The following is a 12,092-nucleotide window of genomic DNA, read 5'->3' on the forward strand; positions in this document are numbered from 1 at the left end:
CTTTCGTTGCGCTAGCAGGCATCCGGCAGCGCGAGGATCTCCGTGAGCACGCGGGCACCGTCACCGCTGCGGCGCCACAGCCACCGCTCCGGTTCGAAGATGTTCTCTTCGGTGCCGGGCATCCGCGTCGCCACCACGTCGTCCTCGGCGTTGAGCCGGACCACGTCGACGACGTCATCGTGCACCCGCACGCCGACGACAGCGAGGACCTCGCCGCGCTCGTCGGCGGGGTGGACGAACTGGTAGCCGCGGGCGACCAGTTCCTGCAGTCCGGTCTCGATGTCGTAGACGGGGGCGACGGCCTCAGCCGAGGACATCGTCGAACTCACCGTCCTTGGCGCCCGCGAGGAACGCCGCCATCTCCGCGCGCGTGTACACGAGCGCGGGACCGGTCGGGAAGCGCGAGTTGCGCATCGCGATCTCACCGCTGGACAGGGGGGCGACCTCGACGCAGTTGCCGACGGCGCCGCTGTAGCTCGCCTTACGCCACTCGGCACCGGACAGCCGGTCGGCCGGGATGCCGTTCTCGAATCGCTCAGCCATGGTCCCACCTTCTCGATGCGGAAGCTGTTGAGGCAATGCATCTGCATGTGCATTTGCCCGCGTATCAGAGGCTAGCACGTGTGCCTGCAGCGGTAAATGCACGTGCAGAATTTCTTGCAAACTTCTCCGCCAGTGAAGGATCAGCAGGTCATCCTTCATCCAACGGGTGACAGAAACGTGCACTAACGGATTAGTCGCTACGCGCGGTTACCGCTCAGTGGGTACTCGTCGATACCGTCGAACGACGGTCTCAGATCTCCTGGCGGCGCTTCGCCAGCATCGACCGGCTCCGGTCGGGCGTCTCCGCGTCGACCGCGAGCATGTCCAGCGAGCGGCTGTACTTTTCGATCTCTTCGCGCTTTTCGATGTAGTGCGCGCCGGTGAGGTACTCGACGTAGGCGATGTTCGGCAGTTCCGGTTCACCGAACCGCATCAGCGAAAACGCGTGCTCCGCGGACAGCCCGCTGCGCGAGTACGGCAGGACCTGCACCGACACGTGCGGCAGCGCGCTCATCTCGAGCAGGTATTCGATTTGCCGCTTCAGCACCTTCATGCCGCCGATCGGCCGGTGCAGCACCGACTCGTCGAGCACCATCCAGACGCGCGGCGCGTCCGGCCTGCTGAACATCTTCTGCCGCCGCATCCGCAGCGCGACCAGCTGGTCGACGCGGTCGTCGGCCATCTCCGGACGGCCGTGGCTGAAGATCGCCCGCGCGTACCCCTCGATCTGCAGCAGGCCCGAGACGTAGAGCGGCTCCCAGATCTGGATCCGGGCCGCGGCCTCTTCCAGGCCGACGAGGTCGGTGAACCAGTTCGGCATCGTCTCGCCGAAGCGCCGCCACCAACCTGGTTCGTTCGACTGCTTGACCATGTCGAGGAAGGTCTGGCGCTCGTTCGGGTCGTCGACGCCGTACATCGTCAGCAGGTCGGTGACGTCGCGTTCCTTGAAGCCGACCCGGCCCAGCTCGAGGCGGCTGATCTTCGATTCGGACCCGCGGATGTTGTAGCCCGCCTGCTGGCGCGTGACCCCGGCCTCTTCACGGAGCCGGCGCAGCTGCGAGCCGAGGATCATCCGGCGCGCCGTCGGGCCGATGTTCTGTTCAGCACTGGACGCGTTCACCGCGTTCATTCCCGGACCTTCCGCGCGTCAGTCACCAGGGGGCTCTAGCCCGACTACCGAAAGTACACGTTGGGCCGTCCTGCGCAAAGAGGTGACCCGGTTTACCGCATGCGTGTGTAGTCCTACTCTACGTAGAGTACGAGACTTTCGACACAGAACTTGCGAGGTTCAAGATGCCCGACGCCGCGACCCGGACCGAACGAGTTCCCGTCGGAGTGGATCCGAACCGGGCGAGCATCGCCCGCGTCTACGACGCGTTTCTGCTGGGTAAGGACAACTACGAGATCGACAGGGAGGTCCTGAAGCAGGTGCGGCAGGCCGCCCCCGAGGCGCAGGACCTCGCCTTCGAAAACCGTGGTTTCCTCATTCGCGTGTGCCGGTTCCTCGCGGGCCAGACGGGTATCACCCAGATCCTCGACCTGGGGTCCGGTCTGCCGACCGCCGAGAACACCCACCAGGTCGTCCAGCGGATCAACCCGGAGACCCGCGTCGTCTACGTCGACAACGACCCGGTCGTGCTCGCCCACGGCCGCGCGCTGCTGGAGGAGAACGAGCACACCCACTTCGTCGCCGAGGACATCTTCGAGCCGGAGCGGATCCTCGAGAACGAGGTCGTGCGCGAGCACATCGACTTCACCCAGCCGCTGATCCTGTTGCAGATGGGCACGCTGCACCACTTCAACGGCGACCGGAAGCGGCCGGCGGAGATCATGCGGCAGTACGTCGACGCGCTGCCGTCGGGCTCGTTCGTCGGGCTCAGCCACTTCTTCGACCCGCAGAACGAAGACTCGGACACAGCGCGCCGCATGGAGGACTTCTTCGTGCACAGCCCGATGGGCTCGGGCACGTTCCGGACGCAGACGGAGATCGAGGAACTGTTCCCCGGCCTCGAAATGGTCGATCCTGGCGTGACCCTGTGCGCCGACTGGTGGCCGGACGGCCCGCGCCTCAAGGAGCTCAACGTCGCGCAGCGCACCATCGCCGGCGGCGTCGGCCGCAAGCCGTAGTCAGACGCGGACGAGCGGGAGCCACTGCGAGAGGTCGGCCCGGGTGCCCGAAGCGGACACCCGGCCGTCGGCCACCGCAGTGGTCCAGTCCAGTAGGCCCGTGGCGAGTTCCAGCCACGTGCGCGGGTCCGTCTCGATCACGTTGGGCGGGGTGCCACGCGTGTGGCGCGGCCCTTCCACGCACTGCACCGCGGCGAACGGCGGCACCCGGACCTCGACCGTGCGGCCCGAGGCGTCGGCCGCGAGCGTGCGCAGGCTGAGCCGGACCGCGGCCGCGAGCTCGGCGCGCGCGGGATCCGGCGCGTCCCCCTGCAGCCACGGGGAAATCGCCTGCACCGCCGCACGTAACTGTCCGGGGTCGACCGAACGCGAAGAGGCCATGGGCAAACAGTAGAGTGGCGCACCAAGAGTTTTCAGGCACACCCGAGAACGTGGGGATGACGATGGCGCAGCGGGACGAGGCGGATCGGATGGTTTCGCAGCAGCCCACCGGAAGCGGAGCCGATCGCCCCGGGAAGCACGGCAAGCACAGCCGTCCGGCGCGGCGCGGCGGCCAGCAGGCCCGGCGCTCCGGCAAGCACGGCACGCCCGAGATCACCGAGGAGATGCGTGCGAACGCCCGCGCCAACCCCAACAGCTGGCTCTACGTCATCGACGAGGCCTTCGACCCGAACGGCCCGGTGCCGTCGTGGGCGGTCGTCGGCGCTTACCCGGTGAACGGCACCGGCGACGTCGTGGCCGACTTCCACCCCAACGACCGCTACCGGCCCTCGCCCAAGGCGCTCGGGTTCCCGGAGCCGTCGAACGACCTCGAGCAGCTGCTGCAGCTCGTCCGCACCGAGCACCGGCCGCCGTCGGACCTGCCGAAGGTCGTCCTCGACTCGACGCTGTTCGTCTACGCGATGTCGCCGGTGCAGCGCACGGTGATCGGCTTCCACAACACCGACGGCCGGGTCATGGTGCCTGCGTACACCCGCAAGGCGCTGGTGCCGCGCGAGTGGCCGCACGCGCGGGCCGTGGTCGGCCGCGACATCGTCAGCCTTCTGGGTGGTCACCCGGTCGCGATCAACCCGCACGACCTGATCACCGCCGTCGTGCCCGCCGAGCACCTGTTGAAGGCCCTGGCCGACGAGCAGCAGCGCTGACGGCGTCACCCTTTCGCCCCTCACACTTTCGAGTGTCACCGGGTAGCCGATCCGGCGACGCGGGTGCATCGTGAGGCTCAATGAGACTCACGGGACCGGTGGGGGGCAAGAGGGTGAACCGACATTCGCTGCCGCTCCTAGCCGCCGCCGCACTCCTGGTCGCCGGGCAGACACCCGCGAAGGCCATCGACCTCTACGACGGCGCTGAAGACCACTACGCGGGCTCGCAGATCGCCAAGGTCGAGGGCATCGAAGCCCTGCCGGACGTGCTGTACGCGGCCGACGACCAGCAGCTCGGCCACGACGTCAGCGGCCACCAGGGCCCGGTCGACTGGGGCGGCGCGGCCGGCGCCGGCGCGAAGTTCGTCTACGTCAAGGCGACCGAGGGCACCGGCTTCGTCAACCCGCAGTTCGCCCAGCAGTACAACGGGTCCTACGACGCGGGGCTGATCCGCGGCGCCTACCACTTCGCCCGGCCGGACGTCTCCGACGGTGCGTCGCAGGCGCGCTACTTCCTGGCCCACGGCGGCGGCTGGTCGGCCGACGGCCGGACCCTGCCGGGCGCGCTCGACGCGGAGTACAACCCGTACGGCGAAACCTGTTACGGCAAGGACGCCGCCGGCATGGTCCGGTGGCTCAGCGACTTCTCCGAGACCTACCGCGCGGCCACCGGCCGGTACCCGACGATCTACACGTCGACCAGCTGGTGGAAGCGGTGCACCGCGAACAACGGCGGTTTCGGCGCCAACCCGCTCTGGATCGCCCGCTACAACACCTACATCGGCGAGCTCCCGGCCGGCTGGACCGTGCACACGATCTGGCAGTTCGCCGACAAGGGGACGCTGCCCGGCGACCAGAACTGGTTCAACGGCGCGGCCGACCGCCTCCGGGCGCTCGCACTGGGCTGAACGGCTCAGCGTTTTGGGTAATAGGTGTTAACCGGTCACCAATTGACGATCAACTTCCCGAGAAAATCACCCACACGTATACCCAATTTCACGGAACTGAGTGACAAACCCCGGGTGCGTCGCTAACAATCGTGCGCGGGCGGCTACCTGCAGTAAGCCGTCCTCAGCGAGGGTATCTGTGAAGGGATTCAACGATGTCCACTTCCCGAAGAGGGCGGCTGCTCGCTGCCCTGGTCGTCCCCGCCACGCTGCTCCTGCTCGGCAGCACGGTCCAGGCGACGGCCGCGACCTTCTCCCCGGAGACCGACCCGGTGACCGCGATCAACGCGGACATCGCCGTCCACAACCACGACATGGGCTCGCAGATCCGGCGCGTCGAAGGTGACAAGTCGACGCCGGACACGCAGAAGGCCGCGCAGCAGCCGCAGCCCGCCCAGGCCATCCCCGGCCAGGTGCTGGCCACGGTGGCCGGCATGGACGTCGCCAGCTACCAGGGCAACGTCGACTGGGCGAGCTGGTGGAACCAGGGCAAGCGGTTCGTCTGGACCAAGGCCACCGAAAGCACCAGCTACACCAACCCGTACTTCGCCCAGCAGTACAACGGCTCCTTCAACCAGGGCTTCATCCGCGGCGCCTACCACTTCGCCACCCCGAACACCGCGAGCGGCGCGGCCCAGGCGAACTACTTCCTCGCCCACGGCGGCGGCTGGTCGAAGGACGGCAGGACGCTGCCCGGCGCGCTCGACATGGAGTACAACCCGTACGGCGCGACCTGTTACGGGCTGAGCCAAGCGGCGATGACGTCGTGGATCCTCGACTTCCACGACACCTACCACGCCAAGACCGGCCGCTGGCCCGTGATCTACACGTCGCAGAGCTGGTGGAACCAGTGCGTCAGCGCCGACTTCTCCAGCACGGCCCCGCTGTGGGTCGCGCGGTACTCGTCGTCGGTCGGCGCCCTGCCCTACAACTGGGGCTTCTACACCGTCTGGCAGTACACCTCGAGCCCGCTCGACCAGGACACCTTCAACGGTGCCATCGACCGGCTCCAGGCCCTCGCCAACGGCTGATCCACACCAAGCTGGCTCCCGGTTGTGACGACTTCGCGTCGTCACGGCCGGGAGCCGGTTTCATGCCGTACCGTCCGAGCTTGCAGAATGCTGCTCACGACGTCCTGGGGGAACCGCTCGCGTCCGCCGGGCGTCGGATGCGCACGAACACCCAGCGCCCGGAAGGCATGACCCCATGACGTACCCGCCTCAGCCGGGCCAGCCCGGCCAGCCCGACCCCTACGGCCAGCAGCCGCAGTCCGGCGGGTTCCCGCAGCAGCCGTACCCCCAGCAGGGCGGGTGGGACCCCAACCAGCAGCAACAGCCGTACCCGACGCAGCAGTACCCGCAGGGATGGGACCCGAACCAGCAGGGCTACCAGCAGCCCGGCGGCTACCCGCAGCAGCAGGGCTGGGGCGACCCCAACCAGCAGCAGGGCTGGGCCGACCCGAACGCCCAGCAGCAGCAGGCGTGGGCGGACCCGAACGCGCAGCAGTACGGCCAGCAGGCGTGGGACCCGAACGCGGGCGGCCAGATGTCCGGCTGGGACCAGCACGGTGGTTACGGCCAGGGCTTCGGCGGGCCGCCCGCGCCGCCGAAGCAGAGCAAGACCGGGATGTGGATCGCCATCGGCGCCGTCGTGGTGCTGGTGCTGGCCGGCCTCGGCATCACCGGCTTCGTCGCGCCCGGGTTCTTCCTGTCGAAGGACAGCAATACCGCGGCCCCGGCTTCGAGCTCCTCGTCGAAGCCGACGGCGCCGAAGACCACCCCCAGGAAGTCGACGACGCCGAGCACCAAGGCGTCGACGCCGGGCGGTGGCTCGGGCGCGGGGCAGGGCAAGGTCGTGCTGCAGGGCTTCATCGACAAGCTGAACGCCGGTGACAACCAGGCCGCGATCGCCATGGGCTGCTCGGACTCGAAGGACCTGCTCGACTCGTGGCTCAAGACGTTCCTCAAGTCGCCGCTGCAGCTGGAGCTCGGTGACGTGCCGGACGACGAGTTCCTGGTCGAGGGCCAGGTCACGGGCACGTCCGCCGGCAAGTCCGTCAAGGGCACGCTGAGCGCGACGAACTTCGACGACAAGGGCTTCTGCGTCAGCACCATGCTGGTGTCCTGAACTGGTGAAACCGTGGCGATCACCGCTGGCGTGGACGTTCGCCGCGTCACTGGTGCTGCTGCTCGGGGTCGGCGGCTGGTTGCTGACCGACCCCGCCACCAGCCGCAGTGACGCGCTGAAGACCGGCGGCCTGGCCGGCGGCGCGATCGTGGCGCTGTACGCGCTGTGGCTGAACGACCGGCGCCGCCGCGTCGAGGAACGCCGCCAGGACATCGAGCGGCAGCGGCACGAGCTCGAGTCGCAGCGCGCGGAGCAGGACCGCGAGCGGGTGGCGGACGAGCGGTTCGCGAAGGCGGTCGAGCTGCTCGGCCACGCGGCCGACCAGGTGCGGGTGGGGGCGCTGCACGCACTGGCGGGCCTGGCCCGCAACCGGCCGTCGTACACGCAGACGGTGCTGGACGTGCTGTGCTCCTACCTGCGGCGGCCCTTCTCGTTCGTACGGGACAACGACTCGCCGGATCCGAAGGAAGATCCGGAGGGGGAACGCGAACTCACCGTCCGGCTCACGGCGCAACGGCTGGTCACCGACCTGCTGCCCGGGCGGGACGACGAAGGCCCGGCGTACGACCTGGATCTCACCGGCGCGACGCTGGAGTACTTCGACCTCTCGGGCAAGCTGGTCGGCGGCCTGCTCCTGCGGTACGCGTCGCTGCGCAGCAGCACGAACTTCAGCGGCTGCCGCTTCAAGGGACGCGTGTACCTCACCGCCGCGGGTGCCGAGCGCGGCCGGCTGCTGGGCTACTTCCGTTGCCGTGGCGCGATCTTCGAGAGCCACGCGTGGTTCAGCGGGACGAGTTTCGCCGAGGACGCGGACTTCACGCAGACGACGTTCGCCGGGAAGACGACGTTCAAGGACGCGAAGTTCGCCAAGGCCGCGGATTTCACCGATGTCATCGTGTCCACCGAAATCGACCTGCGGCGAACCCGCTTCGAAGGCCAGACCGACCTGCGGTTCGCGTCGCTGCCCGAGTCGGTCTCGCTGTACAACACGCGCGTTCTGTCCGAAAAGGACGTTCAGCTGCCGGCCGGGTGGGCGCGTGAAGAGCTGCGAGACGGCGAAGAGCGGATCGTCGCCGAGCGCTAGCCGATCTTCAGGACCAGCTTTCCCCGGGCCTGCCCGGACTGGCTCAGCTTGGCGGCCGTGCGCCATTCCTCCAGCGGGAACGTCCGGGCGACCGGGACCGAGAAGCGTCCCTCGGCCGCCAGCCGGGCGTACTCGCCGAGGACGTCCGTACGGAGCTCGGCGTGGGCGTCGGGGCCGCCGCCGCGGGTGCCCAGCTCGTTGGCCGCGGCGAAGTCGCTGAGCGTCAGCACGTGGTCCGGCGCCTCGACGGTGCGGATGAGGCCCGGCAGCGCGTTGCTGACCGGCGCCGTGTCGAGGACGAGGTCGACCGGGCCGCCCGCGAGGGCCCGGACGCGCTCGGCCATGCCGTCGCCGTAGTCCGTGACGTCGGCGCCGGCGGCGCGCAGGGCGTCGGCATAGGTCTCGCCGGCGGTGGCGATGACACGCGCGCCATGCCCGATCGCGATCTGCACCGCGGCGTACCCGACGGTGGTGCCCGCGCCGTGCACGAGCACGGTGGTGCCGGCGCGGACGCCGAGGACGTCCAGCCCGCGGTAGGCCGTCTCGACCGCCATCGGCAACGCGGCCGCGTCGACCGGGTCGAGCGCGGGCGGTCGCGGGAACCAGACGTCGAGCAGGGCCTGCTCCGACGCACCGGCGGTCGGGCCCCGGAACGGCGCCGGGCCGAACACCGTGTCACCGAGGCCGACGCCGGTCACGCCATCGCCGAGAGCGTCGACCGTGCCGGCCACCTCGAGCCCGATCCCACGCGGCAGGTCGCCGGCGAAGAGCCCGCGGCAGAGGGCCCAGTCCGCCGGGGTCATCCCGCACGCCTGGACGGCGACGCGAATCTGCCCAGGTCCGGGGGCCGGGACCGCGGCGTCTTCAAGGCGCAGGACGTCCTGCGGGTCGCCGTGCTCGTGGAAGCGAAGGGTGCGCATGGGGTCTCCTCCGGGAGTGATGACAACAGGTGCTGTCGTCACTCACGCTACCAGAGTGACGACAGCATCTGTTGTCGTTAGACTCGAACCATGGCTCGCTGGGAAGGCAACACGCGCGGCCGGCTCGAGCGGGCCGCCCTGGACCTGTTCACCGAGCAGGGCTACGACCGCACGACGATCGCCCAGATCACGCGGCGCGCGAACCTCACCGAGCGGTCGTTCTACCGCTGGTTCAGCGACAAGCGCGAAGTACTCTTCGCCGGCGACGAACTGGAGGAGCGGTTCGTCGCCGCGATCGCCGCGGTCCCGGCGGACACCGATGCGCTGCCGACCCTGCTGGCCGCGTTCGCGGTGACGCCGGAAGTGCTGCGACCACGGGAGTTCCTGGACGAGAGGGCGGCGGTCATCGCGGCGAACCCGCCGTTGCAGGAACGCGAACTGATCAAGCTGGTGTCACTGTCCGAGTCCCTCACCGCGGCTTTGGAGGGACGCGGCTGCGATCGGCCGACGGCTCGGCTGGCTACCGACGCCGGGATGGCCGTGCTGCGCTTGGCCACGGAGCGGTGGTTGGCCGGCGAGGACACCGATTTCGCGAGGCTGCTCGCGGCCGGGGCGGCGGAGCTGCGCGCCATCACCGCCGCGAGCTGAGCAGCCCCCGTTTCCACGCTAGTGGAGGGAACCGACAAAAGCCGGTGCCCTCCACTCAGCTGTCCACAGGGCTCAGTCGAACAGGGCAGGGAGGGTCTTCTCCCAGGCAGTGCGGAGCTCGTCGAGGGTGAACTCCGTGATGTCCTGCAGTTCCAGCGTGCCCGACTCCGGGTCGACCACGCCGGTCTTGCGCCAGGGGAGGCCGCGTGCGGTGCACATCTCCGTGAAACGCAGCTCCTCCGTGCGCGGGACCGCCACCAGCACGCGGCCCGACGACTCGGAGAACAGCTGGACGAACGGGTCCTGGTCGCTGTCGAGGAAGACGCGGGCGCCGCACTGTCCGATGAGGACGGTCTCGACGAAGGCCTGGATCAGGCCGCCGTCCGAGAGGTCGTGCGCGGCCGAGATCATGCCGTCGCGGGAGCCCGCCACCAGGATGTCCGCCAGGAGCTTTTCGCGAGCCAGGTCGACGCGAGGCGGGACGCCGCCGAGGTGGCCGTGCAGCTCGCGGGCCCAGGCCGAGCCGTCCAGCTCGTCGTGGGTTTCGCCCAGCAGCAGCAGGGTTTCGCCGGCTTCCGCGCCGATGCCGGTCGGGATGCGGCGGGTGACGTCGTCGATCACGCCGAGGACGCCGATCACCGGCGTCGGCAGGATCGCCGTCGAACCGGTCTGGTTGAAGAAGCTCACGTTGCCGCCGGTGACCGGGATGCCCAGCTCGACGCAGCCGTCCGCGAGGCCGTGCACGGCCTGCTCGAACTGCCACATCACGCCCGGGTCGGTCGGCGCGCCGAAGTTCAGGCAGTCCGACACCGCGACCGGGGTCGCGCCGCCCGTCGCGACGTTGCGGTACGCCTCCGCCAGCGCCAGCTGCGCGCCGCGGTACGGGTCGAGGTAGACGAACTTGCTGTTGCAGTCCGTCGCCACCGAGACGCCGCGGCCACTCGACTCGTCGATCCGGATCATGCCCGAGTCGGACGGCTGTGACAGCACCGAGTTACCGCGCACGTAGCGGTCGTACTGCGACGTCACCCATTCCTTCGACGCCTGGTTCGGCGACGAGATCAGCCGCAGCACGTCCGCGCGCAGTTCGTCCGGAGTGGACGGACGCGGCAGGTTCGCCGACGTGTCGGCGATCAGTGCGTCCTGAAAGGACGGTCGCTCGATCGGCCGGTCGTAGACCGGGCCCTGGTGGGCGACCGTGTGCGCCGGGACGTCGACGACGACCTCGTCGTTCCAGGTGATCACCAGGTGCTCGCCGTCGGTGACCTCGCCGATGTCGGTGGCGATGACGTCCCACTTGCGGCAGACCGCCATGAACGCCTCGACGTTGTCCGGCGAGACGACCGCGCACATGCGCTCCTGCGACTCGCTCGAGAGCACCTCGGCCGGCGTCATCCCGGTGGCGCGCAACGGAACCCGGTCGAGGTAGATGTGCATGCCGCCGTCGCCGGCCGCGGCCAGCTCGGACGTCGCGCACGACAGGCCGGCGCCGCCGAGGTCCTGGATGCCGACCACGAGGTCCTGGGCGAACAGGTCGAGGCAGCACTCGATGAGCACCTTCTCGGTGAACGGGTCGCCGACCTGGACGCTCGGGAGCTTCTTGCGGCCGCCCGACGACTCGTCACCCGAAAAGGTGTCACTCGCCAGGACGGAAACGCCGCCGATGCCGTCGAGGCCGGTGCGGGCGCCGAACAGGATGATCTTGTTGCCGGTGCCGGACGCGAAGGCCAGGTGCAGGTCCTCGACGCGCATCGCGCCGACGCACAGCGCGTTCACCAGCGGGTTGCCCGCGTAGGACGGGTCGAAGACCAGCTCGCCGCCGATGTTCGGCAGGCCGAGGCAGTTGCCGTACCCGCCGACGCCGGCGACGACACCGGGCAGCACGCGCTTGGTGTCGGGGGCGTCGGCCGGGCCGAAGCGCAGCGCGTCCGCCACCGCGAGCGGGCGCGCGCCCATCGCCATGATGTCGCGCACGATGCCGCCGACGCCGGTCGCGGCGCCCTGATAGGGCTCCACATAGGACGGGTGGTTGTGGCTCTCCACCTTGAAGGTGACCGCCCAGCCCTCGCCGATGTCGACGACGCCCGCGTTCTCGCCGATGCCGGCCAGCATCTTGGCCTTCATCTCGTCGGTCGCGGTCTCGCCGAAGTAGCGCAGGTGCTTCTTGGAGGACTTGTAGGAGCAGTGCTCGCTCCACATCACCGAGTACATGGCCAGCTCGGCGTCGGTGGGCCGGCGGCCGAGGATCTCCCGGATGCGGGCGTACTCGTCGTCGGCGAGCCCGAGCTCGCGATAGGGCTGGGTGTGGTCCGGGGTCGCCCCGGCCCGCTCGGTGGTGTCAACGGTGCTGGTCACGGTGTCCGTGTCAGGGTTCGCCACGGCCGCCAGGATACGTGCCGGGCCCGGGTGCCCCGGACGGTGGGCCACCGTAGATCCGGTGCTCTCCCGCGGCCGCCTGATCGCGCCGGTTCCGCTGTGAGCCACCTGACAACGCGGGTGCGCGCTACCGGGCGATCCGCGGCCGCGCAAGCGACGACCGGCGCGAACGGTC

At 69.5% G+C, this 12,092-nt stretch carries 13 protein-coding genes; 7 read left to right on the plus strand and 6 right to left on the minus strand.

What is annotated here, in order from left to right; all coding sequences use genetic code 11:
• Nucleotides 1-11: 11 nt before the first annotated feature.
• From VA596_RS08110 to VA596_RS08120, 3 genes are all read right to left on the minus strand, one after another.
• Nucleotides 12-317 (minus strand): hypothetical protein, encoded by a 306-nt coding sequence (locus tag VA596_RS08110; RefSeq protein ID WP_323324696.1) that lies wholly within the window; start codon nt 315-317, stop codon nt 12-14.
• A complete protein-coding gene (locus VA596_RS08115; RefSeq protein ID WP_072475608.1) occupies nt 304-543 on the minus strand; it encodes a DUF397 domain-containing protein in 240 nt (79 codons plus the stop codon). The genes VA596_RS08110 and VA596_RS08115 overlap by 14 nt, the downstream gene beginning before the upstream one ends.
• Before the next feature lie 250 nt (nt 544-793).
• Nucleotides 794-1,672: a helix-turn-helix domain-containing protein gene (locus VA596_RS08120; protein ID WP_323324697.1), complete on the minus strand. Its 879-nt coding sequence runs from the start codon at nt 1,670-1,672 to the stop codon at nt 794-796.
• Between the two features lie 164 nt (nt 1,673-1,836).
• Between VA596_RS08120 and VA596_RS08125 the strand changes: the two genes are divergently transcribed.
• Entirely contained in the window at nt 1,837-2,670 is an 834-nt protein-coding gene (locus VA596_RS08125) for an SAM-dependent methyltransferase (protein ID WP_323324698.1), read from the plus strand.
• Here VA596_RS08125 and VA596_RS08130 read toward each other — a convergent pair whose 3' ends face one another.
• Entirely contained in the window at nt 2,671-3,051 is a 381-nt protein-coding gene (locus VA596_RS08130; RefSeq protein ID WP_323324699.1) for a sterol carrier family protein, read from the minus strand. It abuts the gene before it with no gap.
• A 56-nt stretch (nt 3,052-3,107) separates the two neighbouring features.
• Here VA596_RS08130 and VA596_RS08135 point away from each other — a divergent pair, with 56 nt between their 5' ends.
• From VA596_RS08135 to VA596_RS08155, 5 genes are all read left to right on the plus strand, one after another.
• Nucleotides 3,108-3,815, plus strand: a complete 708-nt coding sequence (locus VA596_RS08135) for a type VII secretion system-associated protein (protein ID WP_323324700.1) — start codon at nt 3,108-3,110, stop codon at nt 3,813-3,815.
• Between the two features lie 80 nt (nt 3,816-3,895).
• Nucleotides 3,896-4,723, plus strand: a complete 828-nt coding sequence (locus VA596_RS08140) for a lysozyme (RefSeq protein WP_410171850.1) — start codon at nt 3,896-3,898, stop codon at nt 4,721-4,723.
• 194 nt (nt 4,724-4,917) lie between these two features.
• Complete coding sequence (locus VA596_RS08145; protein ID WP_323324702.1) at nt 4,918-5,793, plus strand: lysozyme; 876 nt, start codon at nt 4,918-4,920, stop codon at nt 5,791-5,793.
• Between the two features lie 175 nt (nt 5,794-5,968).
• Nucleotides 5,969-6,889, plus strand: a complete 921-nt coding sequence (locus VA596_RS08150) for a hypothetical protein (RefSeq protein WP_323324703.1) — start codon at nt 5,969-5,971, stop codon at nt 6,887-6,889.
• A 4-nt stretch (nt 6,890-6,893) separates the two neighbouring features.
• On the plus strand, nt 6,894-7,973 hold the full coding sequence (locus VA596_RS08155) for a pentapeptide repeat-containing protein (protein WP_410171851.1): 1,080 nt from the start codon (nt 6,894-6,896) through the stop codon (nt 7,971-7,973).
• Here VA596_RS08155 and VA596_RS08160 read toward each other — a convergent pair.
• Complete coding sequence (locus VA596_RS08160) at nt 7,970-8,893, minus strand: NADP-dependent oxidoreductase (RefSeq protein ID WP_323324704.1); 924 nt, start codon at nt 8,891-8,893, stop codon at nt 7,970-7,972. The two genes, VA596_RS08155 and VA596_RS08160, sit on opposite strands and share 4 nt — an antisense overlap.
• Before the next feature lie 90 nt (nt 8,894-8,983).
• Here VA596_RS08160 and VA596_RS08165 point away from each other — a divergent pair, with 90 nt between their 5' ends.
• Nucleotides 8,984-9,541, plus strand: coding sequence for a TetR/AcrR family transcriptional regulator (locus VA596_RS08165; protein WP_323324705.1), 558 nt, complete (start codon nt 8,984-8,986; stop codon nt 9,539-9,541).
• Nucleotides 9,542-9,613: 72 nt separating this feature from the next.
• On the opposite strand, the gene purL is transcribed toward VA596_RS08165, so the two are convergent.
• Nucleotides 9,614-11,920: a phosphoribosylformylglycinamidine synthase subunit PurL gene (purL, locus tag VA596_RS08170; protein WP_410171852.1), complete on the minus strand. Its 2,307-nt coding sequence runs from the start codon at nt 11,918-11,920 to the stop codon at nt 9,614-9,616.
• Between the last annotated feature and the right edge of the window lie 172 nt (nt 11,921-12,092).

Source organism: Amycolatopsis heterodermiae, assembly GCF_034929455.1.
Classification (GTDB): domain Bacteria; phylum Actinomycetota; class Actinomycetes; order Mycobacteriales; family Pseudonocardiaceae; genus Amycolatopsis; species Amycolatopsis heterodermiae.